Here is a 19,212-nt window from a genome sequence, read left to right as displayed (position 1 = left end):
CCGTCCAATTCAATAGCACAATAGACCATTCCATCCTAACAATATTCTTATATTGTTTTGTCTTAATCTCCTATTTATCATTGACATCAAAACTAATCTCAATGCATTTTTTAAGTCGACTAGCATTATGCTCAGTCTTTTTCACAATTGCTTCATGTAGCAATGAAGAAGAATTGGAAATGGATTCCATCTCTATGGATCAAAATGAAAACATTCAGATCACCGAGTTACCTTTCGACCAATTGGAATTAAAAGATTTAGAGGCATTTGAAAGCGAGGGAGATAATTGGAAGATAGTCGGTGGCGTTTACGCAGATTTTGAAGATCCCGGTAGCTTCGATTTAGAGGAAGGCACCGGTATTTTAGCCAATAAGATGGGTGAGCAGGGAAACAATGCTATTCGAACAAAAATGGAACATGGGGATCTGCATATCAAATTTGAATATCTGGTACCTAAAGGCTCCAATTCTGGTATGTATTTTCAGGGTAGATATGAACTACAAATATTTGACAGTTATGGAGTAAAAGAACCCGGTATATCCGATTCAGGAGCGATCTACGAAAGGTGGGACGACTCAAGAGGAAAGGGAAAAGAGGGTTTCGAAGGACATCCACCAAGCATTAACAGCAGTAAAGCCCCCGGACTTTGGCAACAAATCGATGCGTTCTTTCGTGCTCCAAAATTTGATCGTGATGGACGTAAAATTGCCAACGCCAAGTTTGATCACGTTTACCATAATGGAATTCTTGTGCATGAAAACATTGAATTGACAGGACCGACCCGAGGACCTTTTTTGGATGGCGAGGCTCCATATGGACCATTAATCATACAGGGCGACCATGGTAATGTGGCTTTTAGAAATATATCCTATAAGTCCTACACGCAAGACTCTCTGGTCTTATCTAACATTTCATACCAGTACTTTGAACATCCTGATGGGGTAGTTTTTCCAAATTTTGATACGGTCCGAATTGTTAAAGAAGGGGGTGCCACTTCCTTGGATCCAAGTGTTGCTAACGAAAAGGAAGATCACTATGGTCTCATTTTTAATGCAGAACTCCAGGTTCCAGTCACTGGCAACTACCTTTTTTACACTGGAATAGATGAAGGTGGAGATTTGCTCATTAACGATTCACTGATTATTCACAATGAAGGGAACCCGGGATTTGATGAAGTTTATGGGCAAGTGTATTTAGAGAAAGGGACCCATCCGTTCGAATTTAGATATTATGATGACACATGGATTTCGCGAATTTTAATGGATTACGAAGGTCCCGGAATTTATAGGAGAAGTCTTGCTAACCATAATCCAAGAGGATCTTCCAATAAAGAAGATGCCATTCAAATTAAAACTGTACAGGAGACAGAAATGATTCGAAGTTTCGTCATGTATAACGACAAAAAAAGAACGCATGCAATTTCTGTAGGATCACCTGAAGGCATCCACTATTCCTACGATCTTCACGAAGGTGCACTATTAAAATTCTGGGGTGGCGATTTTGCCGATCTTACAGATATGTGGAGGAGTCGAGGAGAACCTCAAATTCTAATGCCACTTAATGCTGCACTGGAAGCCACAGATGGTTTTCCATTTAAATCCATCAAAGATAAACAGGTAGCCTTCCAAGGTTATGAAATAAATGAAAATGGTCAACCTGTTTTTCATTACAAAAGTGAAGGCATGGAGTGGAAGGATGTTATTTATCCCTCTAAAAATGAACGGAAACTGAATAGAACTATTGAGCTCTTGAAAAGCGATCAGACACAAGATCTTGTGCTGGTTAAGTCCGATCAGATCAAGCTTCTACCCAATGGATTGTATTCTGTCTCTGGTCAATATTATATCGAATCGCCGGACGCTACTTTGAACGGTAAAGAACTCACTGTTAAAATGGATGCCAACTCTTCCACCACCTATAAATTATTTTGGTAATGCAATGTAATATAATTAAGAAATCAACATTAACTTTTTTGGCCATGCTGGGCCTTATAATTGTGCACGCACAATTAACAGACGGTGTCAAAGAGAATGCGTATTATCAAATTATGGACGTGCCCATTCCGGATGATGTGATCTTAGAAGTAGGAGGGATGGTTTTTAATGATGGGGGCAAATTGGGCATAACAACGAGAAGAGGAGAAATTTGGGAAATCACCAATCCTGCCTCTTCAAGTCCCATTTATTCGAGATTCGCTCATGGTCTACATGAACCATTGGGACTTAATTGGAGAAATGGCTCTTATTATCTGGCACAGCGCGGGGAATTGACAAAAGTCACGGACAAAGACCAGGACGGAAAGGCGGATTCATATGAGAATATTTACAGTTGGCCATTAGACGGTAATTATCATGAATACTCTTACGGACCTAAGTTCCTGCCTAATGGTGATATGATCGTGAGCTTGAATCTAGGCTGGATAGGAAAAGGTGCGAGCTTGTCGAAATGGCGTGGTTGGGTAGTCAAAATCACCACTGATGGAAAATTGATACCGATCGCTGCAGGTATGCGTTCACCTGCTGGCATTGGTTTTAATGCCAATGGTGATCTATTTTATACTGAGAATCAAGGGGATTGGGTAGGTTCAGGTAGAATGACTCACGTAGAACAAGGAGATTTTGTGGGAAACCCAGCAGGTCTAAAATGGTCTGAAGAAGAAGGTTCGACTGTAAATTTAAAAGAAAGTGATATTGTCATTGAAGAAGAAACAACGCTGTATGATTATAGTCAAAAAGTACCTGGGGTCAAACCTCCCTCAGTATGGTTTCCACATACCCTGATGGGGATTTCCACCTCTGATCTGGTTGTAATTCCAGAAGGATTTGGACCTTTCAAGGGCCAACTTCTCGTTGGAGATCAGGGCCATTCTAAAATTATGCGTGTTTTTCAGGAAAGGGTTAATGGTGTCTATCAAGGAATTTGCTTTCCCTTTCGGGAAGGCTTTGAATCCGGAATTCTACGACTGCTTTTTGATGAAACTCCTTCGCTGTATGTAGGTATGACCAGTAGGGGTTGGTCCTCAACCGGCAAGGAAATGTATGGTCTGCAGCGTTTGACCTGGAATGGTAAGGTTCCGTTTGAAATGTCTGAGGTTAAAATCCAACCTGACGGATTCCTCATTAATTTTACTAAAGAAGTCAAGCCTGAAACAGCCTTGAATAAAAACTCATATAGTATTACCGACTTCAATTATAAATACCATTCCATTTATGGAAGTCCAATTATTAATCAGGAATCTAAGCAAATTTCCAAGATAGAAATTGGGGAGGATCACAAATCTGTCAGAATTTATTTTTCTGGTTTACGAAAGGGATACATTTACGAAATCAATGCATCAGGAGTCAACAGTAAAGGGAATGAAGAATTACTCCACGACAAGGGTTATTACACCATCAATGAAATACCTCAGGGTCAAAGTACTTTATCCGATCATGCGGATCACAATACTGATATGGCTTCCATCAATGATATCACATCAGCAAAACGACCTATAGAAATGCCTGGTTCATGGACAAATGGACCTGATAGAACAGTAGAAATAGGTACAGAGCCTGGACTAAAATATGACATCAAGGAATTTACCGTCAAAGCTGCAAGTAAAATAAAATTGGTATTCAACAACGATGATGACATGCTACACAACCTGCTAATTGTAAAGCCAAACACGGCGGATCAGGTTGGGAAGGCAGCGGTAGATCTAGGACTTCAGGGTATGGAAAAAGGCTATGTACCTGACTCTGACAATGTATTGTATCATACTAATTTGATGCAACCTCATACTTCCGATGCTATTTACTTTACAGCTCCTACTCAACCGGGGACTTATCAGTACGTTTGTACTTTTCCCGGCCATGCCTCGATCATGCGTGGTGTGATGATCGTGAGGTAAATGTTGCTAAAAACTATTTAACAATCTCTTATCATTCCACATTAGTAATCGTTCTCAAAGTTCATTATATTTGATATATCAAATAATGTTTCACCTGGAAGAAAGTATCTTCTTCTGAAGATGCAGACTATAAAACACTGAGATACGATGAGTAAGAAAATATCAATGAACGATTGGGGAATCTATATTTTATCAATTCTGTCGTTACTGTTTGCATCCTGCAATGATAAACCAACTTCAAGTTTCAAAGTTGATCACCTTTCTGCTCTAGATTCTTATCAGCAGGCTCGCGAAATATTAAAGATTGCTATTGAATTCAATGGAGGACAGAGTGCATTAGATTCGATCAATTTTATGAGTGTAGAATATAATGGAATGGTAACCGCTCCCTTTCAAGGCTATAACACAGACAGCCTCCATAAAAAGTTGGAACGAAACGGTTCATTACAATTTAACATTCCGAACAACCAGTACTTAAATGAAATGCAGACATCATGGCCCTACTTCAACGATCATGCCATGACCTTAACAACCAATGATTCTATTTACTTTTTGAATAAAGAAGGTCAAACTTATCACTCAACTGAAAACAATCATTCAGATAATGTTTGGAAACAGCGTCTCACACCCCTAATCTTCAAAGCATTATCTGAAAACTTATCATCTTTAAGGTATCAAGACCTAATCACGTCAAATCAAAAAGAATATTTTTTACTATCAGGATTACTGAATGGAAATCTTTGTGATATTTATATCAACCAATCGAATTATCAAATTGAAAAAATATCCTATCTGGACTATCATTATGCATTTGGGGACTCAGAAATCAACCTTCACTTCGATCAATACGAAAAGATCAATGGCTTTAATATGGCCTTAAAAAATACTCAGGAAATCAATGGTCATCTTATGCGTGACTATCAATTTACTCAAGTAAAATTTCAGGATCAAACAGACTTTGTCAAAATAATAGAGGATTATCGATATGTTAAACCGATCCACCAATCGAGGTCTCCAATGGAGATCGTTGAATTAGTACCCGATGTCTTTTTAATCAAAAACATTCTAAATCAGGACTACAACGCTGCTTTTGTGAATTTCAATGATTTCATTGTGATTTTAGAAGCACCATTAGACAATAGAGCCAGTCAGGTCGTCATTAATGAAATCAGCAAAAGGTACCCTGATAAGCCTATTCAATATTTATTCATTTCTCATTTTCATGATGATCATTCTGGTGGATTTATGGAGTATCTGAAACAAGGTACGAAGGTTATAGTAGCAGAGGGAGATGAAGATTTCTATGAAAACTACAGGTCTTACAAGCATACACTGGCCGGATATGGAGAATTTCAGAATGCACCCTTAATTATGGCGTCAGTCAATAAAAATGGTATGACCATTTCAGACAGTCATTTGACGCTGGAGATACTAAATATTGGCCCAACCACACATGTAGAAAACATTCTTATTGCTTACATTCCCGAACACAATCTACTTTTTCAGGGTGATCTGTTTAGAACTCCAAGAGAAGGTGAACCTCTTGAAACCATTCGTCAGGAGGGCATAACACTATTTGAATATATCAATTCCAATGAAATAAAGGTTGATCTACTCGTCGGTGTTCACGGACCAGTTGGCGCTTTCTCTGATCTTGAAAGGGCCATGGAGCAGTCTACAAATTAATCTAGCTAAATGTGATCATTATCCAGGCGATAATACCCAGAATCGCCAATGTAGCTACGATATCCACCATGGTATAACTGGATTTACTTTCATCCTTCTGCGCTTTGCTGGTTGTACCAAAGGTCAAGCCCTCGATTGCTTCTTCATCAGGTGCCTTAGTCAAAAGGCTGACAACGATTGCAATCAACACGCAGGTGAAGAAAAACAAGGCTCCAAAAGCCAACCAGTTGAAATCCGCAAACCCATAAAGCAGAGTCCCTTCAGCCATACTACTCATGAATGTCTCAGCCATTAGTTTACTCATTCCTAGTATCATGCCCACGACCAGAGCTGAAATAGCACCATTGGCATTAATCCGCTTCCAGAAAATACCGAGCAAAAATACCGCCGCTATGGGAGGTGCCAGGTAAGCCTGTACTTTCTGTAAATACTCATAAAGCCCATCAGAAAGCACAGAAATGACCGGTATCCATAGTATGCCAAGTACGACCACTACTCCTGTAGCAATTTTGCCAATGTTGACCAATGCTTTTTCCTTCTTTTCAGGGTAAATTCTCTTATATATGTCCAGTGTAAAAAGTGTCGAACACGAGTTGAATACTGAAGCCAAAGAACTCATTAAAGCTGCCATTAATCCTGCCGCTACTAAGCCTCTTAAACCTGAGGGTAAAAGATGGGTCATCAATACAGGAAAGGCTTCATCCGGACTATCAAAATTAATTTCTCCTCGCATTTTCAGCGCTAAAGCAACAATTCCTGGTATTAAGAACAAGAAAATAGGTGTGATTTTCATCGCAGCACCAAAAATGGTTCCACGCCTGGCTTCCTTTAGATTTTTAGCTGTTAGTACCCTTTGAACAATGACTTGATCTGTACACCAGTACCAGATCCCCACTATACTTGAAGTGAAAACCAACGGAAGCCATGGGAAGTCTGGGTCCGAATTGGGACGCCACATGTCTAAATACTCCGGAGTAACAGTCTCTTTAAGTCCTGACCAACCTCCGACCGCATCTAAACCCATAAAGGTCAATGTGGCAGCACCGACAATCAATACGATGGCTTGAACAGCTTCGGTATAAACAACAGCTTTCATACCTCCGAGGATGGTATATAAGCCAGTAAGAACTACGGTAGAAACAGCACCCACCCAAAAAGGAATACCTAGCAGTGTCGAAACAACTATTCCTCCCGCAAAAATAGTCACGGAAACTTTGGTCAAAATATATGCAATGATAGATACCACAGATAATACCCATCTCGAGCGGGCATCAAATCGACGTTCTAAAAATTCTGGCATGGTAAATACCTTGCTCCTGGCATAAAATGGAAGAAACAACCATCCAAGCATCAGTACAACCCAGGAGTGTAATTCGTAAATTAACAAAGGCATTTTGTCACCTGCGCCGTTCCCTGCTAAACCCACAACATGTTCAGAACCTATGTTGGATGCAAAGATAGATGCTCCCACCACAAACCATCCCACATTTCTACCCGCTAGAAAGTAGTCCTCAGTATTTCGGTTTTTTTGCTTAATGACCCACCATGCAATGGCTAACAACACCAGAAAGTAGAGACTGAGCACTACCCAATCAAAAGTATCTAAGCTTGTCATTTCTTATATTTTATAAAGTTAGTCTGTTGGTTCAGAACCAGATCACCGAAAGTTCTATTAAGATGTGCTAAACAATGATAGCAAATTAAATTAGCATACAGGTTATTTTTACGATAAACTAATGCACCTATCATTCAAATAAATGTCAATAATTCTTCATATTTGAATTTTACTAAAATATGTTGAAATGCTAAAATTCAGTGGGATCATTGTAATGCTGACACTTATGAGTTCCTTCTTCACAGAAAAGAAGAAAGTTATATTTTTCGGGGATTCTATCACCCAAGCCGCAGTGCAGGAAGGTGGATACATCACTTTGATTGACTCTCTTATGCAAGCCAGTGGACAGTCATCAAACTTTGACCTGGTAGGCAAAGGTATCAGTGGTAATAAGGTCTACGATCTGTATTTAAGAATGCAGGATGACGTGGTATCCCAGAAGCCGGACATCGTTTTTATTTACATAGGAGTGAATGATGTATGGCATAAGCAAAGTCATGGTACTGGAACAGATGCCGATAAGTTTCAGCGATTTTATCAGGCCATCATTGATACTTTACAGTCCCACAGCATCGACCTGGTTTTAGTGACCCCGGGCGTCATTGGTGAGAAAACTGACTACAGTAATACGCTGGATGGAGATCTTAACGAGTATACAAAGATCATAAAAGCATTGGCAGCCAAAAATGGTACAGAGCTTATCGATCTTCGAGGAGCAATGATAGATTATGCTAGAACCAATAATCCACAAAATAAAGAAAAGGGAATTTTAACTTCTGATCGGGTGCATTTGAACAAACAAGGAAATCTTTTTGTCGCTGAACTATTTTTCAAAATGCTACAGAAGAAAATGTGATCATAGAATAAAATGAAAAGCTACCTGACTTTTGTATTTCTGCTGGCAACCCTGCAATCCAGCTTTTCACAATCGACCACAGAGTTGATAGAAAATGCTCAGGTCACCAGCTCAAAAGTTGTTAAACTTGGTCAATCGCGATCCATAAGATCACTTAAAGAGCGTAAGCTAACTGCCGACTTCAAAAAGAGAAATAATAGAAATTTCAAAAAAGCACCAGAGAATTTTAAAGGTAGAAGAGGTTTCAGTAAATCCATCCATAAATCTATTGAGCACCAGGGACCCGATCCACTTAGGCAAACCCGATTTTCTCCCAATGGTCAAAAGGTTGAACCCTTCGTTAATGTCAATGGCATTGGTGATTTTGGGTCCCCTCATGATCCTACAGGGGATGTAAGTGATCAGTATTACGTACAAATGGTCAATGCCACCATGATTGGCGTTTTCGATTTGAATGGAAATCTTATCTCTAAGTTTTCTGCCAATACGCTATGGATGGAATTTGATCAATCCAGTGTAGGCGATCCGATTGTCCTTTATGATGAGCAGGCAGATCGATGGATACTTACGGAGTTTTCTGATCCAGCAAATGTTCTGATCGCCATTAGCGATTCGGATGATCCACTGGGGACCTATACTGCATATAATTTCAGTACTCCTAATTTTCCGGATTATCCAAAGTATGCGCTAAGTCTAGATATATTGATCTTAACTACCAATGAAGAAGGTCCCGGAGAACTTCACCAATATTTTATAGACCTACATGGATTATATCGCGGTGACGAAGAAGTAAACATGCAGCGAGTTCGGATTCCTGGAAGTATTGGTATAGAAGGAGGGTTCTACGTCTCCTCACCAGTGGATTGGAACGGTTTTTCTCCCCCATTTGACAACAAACCTATCACCATAGCCATGAATGACAGTTCATGGGACGGTGGTCCAGCAAATGATCAAATTGACGTTTATAGTTTTAACGTTGACTTTCTAAATGACATCAATACCACTGTTCTCAGGACTTCCATTGTGACTACTCCATTTGATCCATTTCCTTGTTCTGAGTCAGGATTTGGATTTGCCTGTATTCCACAATTTGAAGGAGAGGGCCTGGATGCCATTCCGGAAGTGATTATGAACCTACCTCATTTGCGGAATTTTGGAAGTCATGAATCCATGGTATTCAGCTTCGTTACAGATGTGACCAACGGAGATAATTTATCGGGTATCAGATGGATGGAATTGCGAAGATACGCTGCAGAAGATCCCTGGAAACTCCATCAGGAGGGTACTTTTGCACCTACTGATGGATATGACAGATTCATGCCTTCCATTGCGATGGATCAAAATGGAAACATCGGTCTTGCTTATAACATTTCGAGCGCTGAATCTTATGTGGGAGCTAGATTTACAGGTCGTACTCGAAATGATCCACCCGGAGAAATGACCATAGAGGAGGTCACCATAGTAGACGGAGTGAATACCATCAACTCGGGTGAACGATTTGGAGATTATAGTCATATGTCCGTTGCTCCTGGGAATGACAATGCTTTTTGGTGGACTTCTGAGTATGCTGGTGAAGGAACTTTCGTCTCGCAAACCCGGATCGTTGCCTTCAGAATCAACAGAGATTCTTTTGATCTTTCTCTTAGCGCCATCAATAATCCCGTTACAGGCTCAGCGCTTACAACCGAAGAAGAAGTCGAAGTATCAGTGACCAATACAGGTCTGAAGCGCATGTCAAATTATAAAGTAGACCTCATCTTTCAGGGAAAAATTATCGAAACGCTATCAGTTGATGATCCTCTTTTCCCAGACAGTACCAGAAAAATCATTTTTGAAAGTTTGCTGGATCTAAGTTCAGTTGCTCAATACGAAATAGGTGCTGTAGTTTCTTCTGTACTGGATCAAAACAGCTTAAATGACACCATCAGAAGCTCCATTCGTCAACTTCATGCTATTGAGGCCGGAATTTCTGGAGGTATTGAACAGGGAAGTTGCAAGTCAACATCGGAGGCCAATTTAGTTATCGTCAACAATGGGGCTGAAACCATCGATAGCCTTATAATAAAAATAGATATAGATGCGAAGACAGTGGATTCAATTTTATACAGAGGTGCGCTTTCCTTCGGACAATCTGTCATTTTAGAACATCAGGTAGAAGATTTAAGTCCGGGCAGAAATAAAATTGACTTTTATATTTCCAGTGTCAATGGCGGTCAACAGGACACCTTATCATTTAATGATACACTATCGTTAATTGTTTCAAAACTTGCAGAAGATCAATTCATAACGCTTGAATTTAGAGCAGATCCATTCCCCTTTGAAAACCAGTGGGAATTATATTACGAATCGACCAGCGAATTGATTGCGTCTGGTGATTTTGAAGATGTAGTTTCACAGATGACGGTGAGAGAAACCATTTGCGTCGACCCTGATTCATGTTTTAGATTTGTGATGACGGATGCATTTGGTGATGGAATCTGTTGCGATTTCGGAAATGGAAGTTTCAGTATTTTCGATAATCAAGATGCCTTACTGGTATCGAACAATGGACAATTCGGAGCATCTGCAACTGAAATTTTCTGTGGACGTGCGATTGGATGCACTTTGGATGTGGATATAACCTCTTCGCCAGCATCCGCCGAAAACAGTGCAGATGGGATCATTTCAATTGAAGTTGCAGGAGGTATAGAGCCTTACTCCTATAGTCTGGATAGCGGTGAAACCTTTCAGCAAAGTGCGATCTTCATGAATCTTCTTCCTGGCACCTACGACTTAAGCGTAAAAGACCAATCAGGTTCTTGTCAATTCAATGAAATGGTATTGGTGGAGTCTTCCTCTGCTGTCTATGATTTCTTAGGTAACCCAGTAGATGTTCAAATTGCTCCTAATCCTACTTCAGATGTTTTTAAGATCAAAGTTGATGGGTCGCAATTCCGTCCGTCTCAAATGGATGTAGAAATTGTAAGTTTATCGGGTCAAGTCTTACAATCAAGAAAGATCAATCGTTATGATGGTGCATATGTGGGTACTTTTTCATTGATGGCTTTTGCTCCAGGACCCTATCTAGTCAAGATATCCAATAATCAGGTAAATCATATTGAACGTGTAATTAAATTGGTCGATTAGACAAGCGTCAACTATTTCATTAAATTTGATGTCTTTAACAACCTTAAATAGATAAGATTTATGATCGATTATATTTCACAACCCTGGCATTGGTCTATATCAGGCGCCATGATAGTGGTGGTGATGGTCCTGCTTACATGGGCTGGTGGCAGATTTGGAGTTTCTTCTAATCTTCAAACGCTATGTGCCATGGGAGGTGCAGGAAAATACAGTGATTACTTTAGAATTGACTGGAAATCTAAAACTTGGAATCTGGTTTTTATCGCAGCTTCCGTGATTGGTGGATTTATTGCCTCTCAATACTTAGCCAGTCCTGAACCAGTAGAAATCGCCGAAGCTACGAAGGCACACCTCTTAACTCTTGGAGTAAATACACCAGAAGCTATGTCAGAAGGTGCAGGTTTTGTTCCTGAAGAGATATTTTGGGATATTTCAAAACCCGTAAACTGGTTCTTGCTGGTGGTGGGTGGTTTACTCATTGGATTTGGAACAAGGTATGCGGGAGGCTGCACATCCGGACACGCGATCAGCGGACTTGCAAATCTTCAACTTGCCTCTTTAATTGCTGTTATTGGTTTTTTCATCGGTGGATTGCTTTCTGCCTGGGTCATCATGCCTGCAATACTATAAAATATGAAATACATCAAATATATTTTTATTGGGATTCTTTTTGGTATTGTCATGACCAAATCTGAGGCCATCAGTTGGTTTAGAATACAAGAAATGTTTAGATTCGATAGTTTTCATATGTATGGAATTATTGGTACTGCTGTAGTGCTGGGTGCTATTGTAATACAAATTATGAAAAGAACTCAAATGAAGACTATAGAAGGAAAATCACCTACGTTCACCATCAAAGAAGGGGGAATCTTCAGACTTTTGGTGGGCGGTACCATTTTCGGATTGGGTTGGGCCATGACAGGTGCTTGTCCGGGTCCAATGTTCGTACTTTTGGGACATGGAATATGGACCATTTTGATTGTCATTGCTGCATCTTTAGTCGGCACATTCATCTATGGTATAGTCAAGCACAAACTGCCTCACTAGAATTTGAGTCCTTTACAAATTTCACTTGCTATTATAGCGGCTTTAACGCTTGGAATTGCAAAGGCCGGACTGAAAGGTACATCTATATTGATTGTTTCATTCATGGCCATTGCTTACGGAGCCAAACAATCGACCGGGGTGCTTCTTCCGCTCTTAATTGTAGGTGACATTCTTGCCGTCATTTATTACAACCGCCATGCACAGTGGAAAATACTGTTGAAGTTTTTGCCCTGGATGATTTTAGGCGTGTTATCGGGTGTAATGATCGGCAAGAATCTGAATGAAGAGCTTTTTAAAAACTTGATGTCGATCATCATCATTATCAGCGTCATCATCATGGTGTGGTGGGAAAGAAGTCAAAAGAATATTCCACAGAAAATGTGGTTCGCAGGATTAACCGGCACCGCTGCAGGCATTACTACGATGGTGGGTAATCTTGCGGGTGCATTTGCAAATATTTATTTTCTGGCGATGAGGATCCCCAAGCACCAGTTCATCGGTACGGCAGCTTGGCTTTTCTTCATTGTCAATTTGTTCAAGGTACCATTTCATATATTTTCCTGGGAAACCATTGATTCTACATCATTGCTGCAAGATGCTTATCTAGCACCGATAGTCGTCATCGGTTTTTTCATCGGGGTCAAAATTGTTTCCTGGTTCAATGAAAAGGCATACAGAAATTTTATCTTGTTAGTCACCGCTATTGCGGCACTTATTTTGTTGTTTAGTTAATATGAATCTTAAGTTTCCATGGGCTAGAAAATTTGTTAGATCTCCTTACCTGGATTTATTCGGCGCCGCATTAATCTTGGTCATATCCATTACCAGGAATTTCCAGGGTACTATGTACAAAAGTGGAGAAATTATTTTCAATGTACCATTGATTAATCTCAGTGATCAGATGGCAGAAGGCGCATTTCCTCTTGGATTGGTATCTATCCTATCAGCCATGTTTTCTTTATTGTCGACCAGATTTATCGGTAAGCAAAGTAATATCGGGAACATCATTGGTGTTTTTACAACCATCACGGCAGGAACCATCGACTATCTATTCGGAAATGCATCAGCCATCATTACCTACCCTTCGACTTTCATTATCATGAATTTTGCAGTCTTCAATTGGGCCAAAGGAGAAAAAATCAAAAAACTGGACTGGAAATATTATACCATTATGGCCGGAGGTATTGCCTTGGGATTCGCATTGGTGTATTTGGGTGCATCTCTTTTTGGAGGAAGAACCGACACCCTATTTCTCAATACGGTGGCCATTACTTTCGGCATTTCGATAGGTGCCAATATCTCCTCAGCATTAAAATATGAAGAAACCTGGCTTTCATGGATGATCTATAACATAGTACAATTGACCAAAAATGCGCTGCAATTCAATTATGCCAATGTTGCCAAGTATATCTTTTACATGATCAATGCAATCGTTACTTTGGTGGATTGGAAGTTTAATGGCGATCGTTCACTGAGTGACCTTAGCACGCAACTTAAGGGAAACTAATATCATTAACAGGAGAATTAGTGAGGCGCCGATCCACCACCAAATGTGTGTACGACCTAAACTCATGCTACCAACATCCCCACTTATCATAAATCCTGCCCAATAAAATTTATCCTTCAATAATGGATCAGCATTTTCCAAAAATTTGATTTTGGATTGTTGAAGCGCCACATCTTTGGTCATGCCTTTTTTATAATTTTTCATAAATTCCAGAATGATCGGGTGTGCAGACTGATCATTGGCACGCCATAAACTCATCAGTACGCTTTTCGCACCGGCATATTGAAAAGCACGGGCCAAACTCATCACACCCTCACCTGACTGCAAAGCTCCTGCGCCTGTTTCACAAGCACTTAGAATAATCATATCGGCATTCAAATCCATATCCATGATCTCGTCCATTTCAAGCTTTCCCGTCTCCTCCTCATTCTCAGGCTGCAAAAAGAGAGCGGAATTCAGCTCATTAACCGGATCTACCATTGCATGAGTAGCCAGATGGATAAGGCTGAAATGAGGCGCTTGACTGACAAAAATCCGCTCAGAAGCATCCTCATTCTTGTAGACCTTTCCACCAAATAGACTCGCTACTTCTTCGACCTCTATTTTAGCCCCGGGTAAAGGCACCAGATCAGAACGACTGGCAACCAAATCATCTGCCAATCCGCTCCATTCAGGCACCAAACCCATATACCTGACTTCCTTATATGAGTTATGGGAATTGAGCAAACCCTGAATATTGACTTGATAAGAAAAGGCATAGTCATAGATAAGAAAGTGCCCTTCGACAGGATGACGAATGCCATCAAATGAGGTGAAATAAAGAAAGTCATGAGGTATAATGCTGATGCGTTCAATGTCCGGTTTTAGAATCGCCAATTCCTTTGAAAAATCAAAGTTATCCTTGTCAGCATATTGAATCAAATGAAAATTAGATTCACCAATGACGATTCCTATAATCTGATCATGCAATACATAATAATCGATGATAACCATGTCATCTCCAAGATTGTCAAGAATCTGTTTGATTTCGGGAACTGCCAGGCTGTACTTTTGTCTATAATATTCAGGATAATCGTTTTCAAGTTTATCCATCTTTTCTTCCAGTTCGACCCTGGAATCAATACCATCCTGCTGAAGCCTATCAATTTCGTCCAACAAGTCAGGTGGTACACCTCCATAATAATGTGCATTATCCTCACTTTGATCATCCCAGAATGAGGCGGCTTTAGCTTGTTCTATGATTTTATAAAGATCTTCTAACAACGAATTATTTTGAAAGTCCTCCTCATATCGCTTGACAGCAAGTTCAACTGCAAAATCAAATACGCCAGCTAATTCATCGTTAATAAATTCCTTACTTTCTCTTCCCGAATAATATCTACGCTTCTTAACAAAATCTCCAATCGCAGCCTGAATGAGTTGCCAAGACTCTTCCAGGTTTTCATTGGCGATTATCACCGCTTCTTGAACTTTGTATTCTATGGCCTTAAGTTCATCTCCTTCATTCAGCAAACCCTTACCTCTGTTCAGATATTCTTTGGCCGCGTCAGGGTAGCCCAATCTTCCGGCCCATTTACTGAGTCTCAATTGATTCTGTGCATCCTCCCTGCCTTCTGAAATCTGTTGCATCAACTGATATGCGCGCTCCTTTTCTTCTAATGCATATAGACATATTGCTCTATTGTAATCTATTGCATAAGTGGATAATCCCTCACTTGCAATGATCTTCCTCGCATTTTCAAATTGATCAAGCGCTACTTCAACGTCGCCATTTGCTTGATAAATCCTTGCTGCATCATTGATATAATCGCCCAGATCCTCAGCATCTCCCACAGATTGAACAATATGCTGTGCTTTTAAAAAGTAGTTTTCAGCCTCTTCCGGTTTGCCAGCATCGACCAGTGCCTTTCCAACATTCATAAAGTACTTGGCCACACTCGGATGATCATCTGGATAGTTTTTTAGCTTAATGTCAAGGGCTTTCATAGCATATTCGACAGCTCCATTCACATCACCCTTTTTTCGATAAGCACTGCTTAAGGTCAGGTATACCCTATTGTAGTTTTCGTGATCAGGCTTTAAATGTTCGTTATATATTTTGAGCACTTTTTGATATTCTTCAATGCACTTTGAGTAATTTCCCAACGAATAGAAATTACCAGCTTTGTTCATTTTGATATAAGCCACTTCGACACTATTCTTGCCACTAATGGTTTCTTCAATGCTGATCGATTGCTGAAAATAAGCCATGGACCGATTATACAAATGCATGGCTCCATACAGATTCCCCAGGTCATTATAAACACCTGCCACCCTCTCACTTTGCGGACCATAATACTTTTTTGCCCTTTCCAACGCTTCTTCCAAATACTGATTGGAAGCTTCATATTTTTTGGCCTTTAATGCGGCATTGCCTAGACGGTGGGTGATGCTAACCAGTAATTTTTCTGATTGAGGAATCAGACTCGCAGCCATAGTATAAGCAGAATCCAAAATGGCTAATGCCTCATCATAACGAGCTTCGTAGTAAATATCCTTACCTCTGTCATAAAGTGCCTCTGCCATGTCCGGGTTTATGATAGTCTGGCCGGTCACGCCCAATGAAAGAAATATCAATAATGTGAAATATTTCATTAGCTACTGCTTATTAGTGTGGCTGTTCAATAACTTGGACGGTAACTCCAAAAGTTGTTGAACGATATTCTTTCTTTCTTTCAATCTCACATATTGGATTCTGGCATCACTAACCAAATAGTCAGGAAGGTCCATCCGCATCTCTAATTGGACAGATCTTCCTCGTCTGAGTTCGACAGGATTACCTGCTTCATTTATGCCTGCGAACAGCCGTTTTCTCATACTTAAATCTACAACATAAAATCCGGTATCATCTATATCTATAGATTGTATCTCTATATTTTCCAATTGAAAAGGTAAGCCAGATTCCGCTAAGTTTTCATAAATCAGTTGAGCATATTTGGAAAAATGCGTGGGCTGGTGTGTCCATGTAATGTCATCAATACACTGAGCTTCTCCTGCAAAAAGTGCTATAAATTTAAGGTACTTATCATCGCTAAAACGACCATCACGATCATTTCGGAAATTTCCATTTTTCTCATACTGATTTATCACATCATGAACACTGGATATGATCTCCTTTTTAGTTTCAGGACTGATGGCTTCATGAATATAGACGTCCTGAGCTATATTTAGACTAGGAATCTGAAATGTGAAAATCCAATATAACAATACTGTAAGTTTCATAATTAACTTTTTACTCTTATATCGATTCCCACTAAAAGGTTACCTTTAATATCCACCAGGGTAACCTATTAACCTCTTAAGATATACGTTTATGAAAGCAGGTAAGAACACCTATTATTTAGAAGGAATTGCAAACCGTGACAGCAAGGTAATTTCAGAAATCTATAAGGACATCTTACCCGGAATAATATCCTGGATTCGGCAAAATGGCGGACAAGAGGATGATGCTAAAGACTTATTTCAAGAAATGATCGTATCAATTTACAAGAAGTTAAAGGCAGGAGAATTTGAATTAACGTGTAAATTCTGGTCTTATGCTTTGGTCGTTTGCCGAAATCTTTGGTTTGCAAAGATTCGTAAAACAGATCGGATTTCATATGTAGAACAAGTAGATGACGACCGTGTAGAAATAAGCCCGGGCATGCAGGAAGAAATCGAACAGAAAGAGCAATTGAAGTTATACAGAAAGCACTTTCAAGCATTGTCTGAAAGTTGTCAGAAGGTTTTGTCTTTATTTTTTGCGAAAGTCAAGATGGCTGAAATTGCAGAAAAAATGGACAGTTCAGAGGGCTATATAAAAAAGAAAAAATTTAAATGTAAAGAAGAGTTGGTCAACAAAATCAAAGCTGATCCACTTTTTGCAGAATTAACAGAGATATGAGTAATGAACGTAAATTAGATCGACAACTAGAGGAAGAATTTGCCAGTGATGTTTTAGATCTAAGAAAAAAATTGGATAAAATCCAATCTTCAGAAGCGTTAGTTGAGAAGGACAACACCAAAGGTAGTGGAAAAACACTTAAACTGATCTTTATTAGCCTGGCGGTCGCTGCCTCATTTGCCTTGGTCAGTATGCTGCTTCCACAACTGTTCACGACAAGTTCTACTGGTGAAATCTACGCTTCTAATTATGAGCCCTACCCAATGGCGCTTAATCAGAGAGGTGATGCTGAGAAAATACTAAATGATGCCATTGCAGCCTACATTTCTCAAAAATATCAAGTGGCAGCTGATGCATTTACCGAACTTTATTCTCAGAATGAGGATGCCCTTTATTTGCTATACGCAGGTAATGCCTATCAAGCTAGCGAGCAATACAATAAGGCCTTAACTGCTTATGATCAGGTCATCAATAGTGCGGATGCCAGGGTGGTCGAGCAAGCTCAATGGTACAAAGGACTTACCTTGTTAAAGCTAAATAGAATAGATGAAGTACAAAAGCTTTTTAACGAATTCGAAGAGACCCATTACAAATATGATGAAGCCATGAATATATTGGCTAAACTATAAAGACGGAAAGCTCATATAACAAATGAAATGTTTCCTATTGATTGAAAGCGATTTCACCGCGTAATCTAAATTCACTCCTGTTGACGAGATATCTTCTAAATTGTAAAGCAAAATGCTGCATTCGTGCCAACTGCTCATTGGTAAACCCTGAAACTCTTGGTCCATAAGCCATATGGTTTTCCTGAATAGCATCCTCATCATGCAATCCCATCATTCCCTGATTAATCTCCGACATTTCCCAAGGGTGGTCCAATCCTAAAAAGTGACCCATTTCATGTACTAGGGTAGTTTGCTTACCCAGTGCATTATAAGCCAGAAATATGCGATCGAAACTAGGAGAAGCATTAACATACTCTTTGTGACTTGCTTTGAAAATAGGAGTAAATCCCATGAGTTCAGCATTCAGATCTTCAATGAAATAACTCTCGAAAATAAAGACGTTGATGGTGCCTTTTGATTCTAGATCCCTAACCAGGCTATCGACTGTTAATTCTTCTACACCAAAATATTCCTGGTGTAGGTCCGGTAAATAAGCATGGCCTTCGTCGACAAAAAATTGTTCAATCTCAAACTTTATCACATCCTGGAACTCCTTATTGAGATATTCTACATTTTTTCGAATACTTCTCAAGGTTTCAGCTTCAGCATCACTGCGGTTCATCATATAAAAGTTCAATTTCATGATGGGGACTTCTACGATATTATCCTTTACTGTATAAAATGGAACGCTCTCATTAAAACTCAAATTGAAACAAAAGACAAGAATGGCCTTTGCTATTAATATTTTACTTAGACTCACCATGGCACAACTTTATTTTGAGTTTAAAGGAAGGGGAGTTACTTTATATTACTACTGAAACGTAATAAAGGTGACATCCCTTATATAGGAACCGTTATTTTTTTGCTTTCAGGTTAATGTGAATGTATAAATAATT

Annotated in this window: 15 protein-coding genes; 11 read left to right on the top strand and 4 right to left on the bottom strand. The window is 39.6% G+C overall.

The features are described 5' to 3' along the window. The first annotated feature begins 101 nt into the window (after positions 1-101). From L2567_RS06685 to L2567_RS06675, 3 genes are all read left to right on the top strand, one after another. Positions 102-1,934, top strand: coding sequence for a family 16 glycoside hydrolase (locus tag L2567_RS06685; RefSeq protein ID WP_235296974.1), 1,833 nt, complete (start codon positions 102-104; stop codon positions 1,932-1,934). Next, positions 1,934-3,889 (top strand): plastocyanin/azurin family copper-binding protein, encoded by a 1,956-nt coding sequence (locus tag L2567_RS06680; RefSeq protein WP_235296973.1) that lies wholly within the window; start codon positions 1,934-1,936, stop codon positions 3,887-3,889. The genes L2567_RS06685 and L2567_RS06680 overlap by 1 nt, the downstream gene beginning before the upstream one ends. A gap of 147 nt (positions 3,890-4,036) precedes the next feature. Continuing rightward, positions 4,037-5,575 (top strand): MBL fold metallo-hydrolase, encoded by a 1,539-nt coding sequence (locus tag L2567_RS06675; RefSeq protein WP_235296972.1) that lies wholly within the window; start codon positions 4,037-4,039, stop codon positions 5,573-5,575. A 1-nt stretch (position 5,576) separates the two neighbouring features. Here the strand turns inward: L2567_RS06675 and L2567_RS06670 are convergent, their stop codons facing one another. Further along, positions 5,577-7,190, bottom strand: coding sequence for a sodium:solute symporter (locus L2567_RS06670; protein WP_235296971.1), 1,614 nt, complete (start codon positions 7,188-7,190; stop codon positions 5,577-5,579). Between the two features lie 187 nt (positions 7,191-7,377). Here L2567_RS06670 and L2567_RS06665 point away from each other — a divergent pair, with 187 nt between their 5' ends. The 6 genes from L2567_RS06665 to L2567_RS06640 are packed head-to-tail and all read left to right on the top strand — an operon-like array spanning position 7,378 to position 13,726. Further along, complete coding sequence (locus L2567_RS06665) at positions 7,378-8,046, top strand: SGNH/GDSL hydrolase family protein (protein WP_235296970.1); 669 nt, start codon at positions 7,378-7,380, stop codon at positions 8,044-8,046. A gap of 12 nt (positions 8,047-8,058) precedes the next feature. After that, a complete protein-coding gene (locus L2567_RS06660; RefSeq protein WP_235296969.1) occupies positions 8,059-11,172 on the top strand; it encodes a T9SS type A sorting domain-containing protein in 3,114 nt (1,037 codons plus the stop codon). A 60-nt stretch (positions 11,173-11,232) separates the two neighbouring features. After that, entirely contained in the window at positions 11,233-11,802 is a 570-nt protein-coding gene (locus tag L2567_RS06655; protein WP_235296968.1) for a YeeE/YedE family protein, read from the top strand. A gap of 3 nt (positions 11,803-11,805) precedes the next feature. After that, the gene (locus L2567_RS06650; protein WP_235296967.1) at positions 11,806-12,219 is read left to right on the top strand and encodes a YeeE/YedE family protein; all 414 of its coding nucleotides are present in this window, start codon (positions 11,806-11,808) and stop codon (positions 12,217-12,219) included. A 3-nt stretch (positions 12,220-12,222) separates the two neighbouring features. After that, positions 12,223-12,951: a sulfite exporter TauE/SafE family protein gene (locus tag L2567_RS06645; RefSeq protein WP_235296966.1), complete on the top strand. Its 729-nt coding sequence runs from the start codon at positions 12,223-12,225 to the stop codon at positions 12,949-12,951. A gap of 1 nt (position 12,952) precedes the next feature. Further along, positions 12,953-13,726: a nicotinamide mononucleotide transporter family protein gene (locus L2567_RS06640; protein WP_235296965.1), complete on the top strand. Its 774-nt coding sequence runs from the start codon at positions 12,953-12,955 to the stop codon at positions 13,724-13,726. Here the strand turns inward: L2567_RS06640 and L2567_RS06635 are convergent. Together L2567_RS06635 and L2567_RS06630 are read right to left on the bottom strand one after the other, a co-directional pair. Next, a complete protein-coding gene (locus L2567_RS06635) occupies positions 13,688-16,360 on the bottom strand; it encodes a CHAT domain-containing protein (RefSeq protein ID WP_235296964.1) in 2,673 nt (890 codons plus the stop codon). The genes L2567_RS06640 and L2567_RS06635 overlap by 39 nt on opposite strands. Positions 16,361-16,363: 3 nt before the next feature. After that, positions 16,364-16,987 (bottom strand): hypothetical protein, encoded by a 624-nt coding sequence (locus tag L2567_RS06630; protein ID WP_235296963.1) that lies wholly within the window; start codon positions 16,985-16,987, stop codon positions 16,364-16,366. A gap of 91 nt (positions 16,988-17,078) precedes the next feature. Between L2567_RS06630 and L2567_RS06625 the strand changes: the two genes are divergently transcribed. Both L2567_RS06625 and L2567_RS06620 read left to right on the top strand, forming a co-directional pair. After that, positions 17,079-17,648: an RNA polymerase sigma factor gene (locus L2567_RS06625; RefSeq protein ID WP_235296962.1), complete on the top strand. Its 570-nt coding sequence runs from the start codon at positions 17,079-17,081 to the stop codon at positions 17,646-17,648. Then, on the top strand, positions 17,645-18,277 hold the full coding sequence (locus tag L2567_RS06620) for a tetratricopeptide repeat protein (RefSeq protein WP_235296961.1): 633 nt from the start codon (positions 17,645-17,647) through the stop codon (positions 18,275-18,277). The genes L2567_RS06625 and L2567_RS06620 overlap by 4 nt, the downstream gene beginning before the upstream one ends. Positions 18,278-18,311: 34 nt before the next feature. On the opposite strand, the gene L2567_RS06615 is transcribed toward L2567_RS06620, so the two are convergent. After that, positions 18,312-19,079: a zinc metalloprotease gene (locus L2567_RS06615; protein WP_235296960.1), complete on the bottom strand. Its 768-nt coding sequence runs from the start codon at positions 19,077-19,079 to the stop codon at positions 18,312-18,314. Between the last annotated feature and the right edge of the window lie 133 nt (positions 19,080-19,212).

It is taken from the genome of Portibacter marinus (assembly GCF_021533195.1).
Classification (GTDB): Bacteria; Bacteroidota; Bacteroidia; order Chitinophagales; family Saprospiraceae; genus Portibacter; species Portibacter marinus.
This window is presented reverse-complemented; position numbering and strand designations above follow the sequence as displayed.

What these genes read in the sequence shown, in the direction of transcription:
- L2567_RS06640 (WP_235296965.1), top strand. Translation starts at nt 12,953, where the DNA reads ATGAATCTTAAGTTTCCATGGGCTAGAAAATTTGTTAGATCTCCTTAC.
- L2567_RS06635 (WP_235296964.1), bottom strand. Translation starts at nt 16,360, where the DNA reads ATGAAATATTTCACATTATTGATATTTCTTTCATTGGGCGTGACCGGC.
- L2567_RS06655 (WP_235296968.1), top strand. Translation starts at nt 11,233, where the DNA reads ATGATCGATTATATTTCACAACCCTGGCATTGGTCTATATCAGGCGCC.
- L2567_RS06680 (WP_235296973.1), top strand. Translation starts at nt 1,934, where the DNA reads ATGCAATGTAATATAATTAAGAAATCAACATTAACTTTTTTGGCCATG.
- L2567_RS06650 (WP_235296967.1), top strand. Translation starts at nt 11,806, where the DNA reads ATGAAATACATCAAATATATTTTTATTGGGATTCTTTTTGGTATTGTC.
- L2567_RS06670 (WP_235296971.1), bottom strand. Translation starts at nt 7,190, where the DNA reads ATGACAAGCTTAGATACTTTTGATTGGGTAGTGCTCAGTCTCTACTTT.
- L2567_RS06615 (WP_235296960.1), bottom strand. Translation starts at nt 19,079, where the DNA reads ATGGTGAGTCTAAGTAAAATATTAATAGCAAAGGCCATTCTTGTCTTT.
- L2567_RS06665 (WP_235296970.1), top strand. Translation starts at nt 7,378, where the DNA reads ATGCTAAAATTCAGTGGGATCATTGTAATGCTGACACTTATGAGTTCC.
- L2567_RS06620 (WP_235296961.1), top strand. Translation starts at nt 17,645, where the DNA reads ATGAGTAATGAACGTAAATTAGATCGACAACTAGAGGAAGAATTTGCC.
- L2567_RS06630 (WP_235296963.1), bottom strand. Translation starts at nt 16,987, where the DNA reads ATGAAACTTACAGTATTGTTATATTGGATTTTCACATTTCAGATTCCT.
- L2567_RS06685 (WP_235296974.1), top strand. Translation starts at nt 102, where the DNA reads ATGCATTTTTTAAGTCGACTAGCATTATGCTCAGTCTTTTTCACAATT.
- L2567_RS06675 (WP_235296972.1), top strand. Translation starts at nt 4,037, where the DNA reads ATGAGTAAGAAAATATCAATGAACGATTGGGGAATCTATATTTTATCA.
- L2567_RS06625 (WP_235296962.1), top strand. Translation starts at nt 17,079, where the DNA reads ATGAAAGCAGGTAAGAACACCTATTATTTAGAAGGAATTGCAAACCGT.
- L2567_RS06660 (WP_235296969.1), top strand. Translation starts at nt 8,059, where the DNA reads ATGAAAAGCTACCTGACTTTTGTATTTCTGCTGGCAACCCTGCAATCC.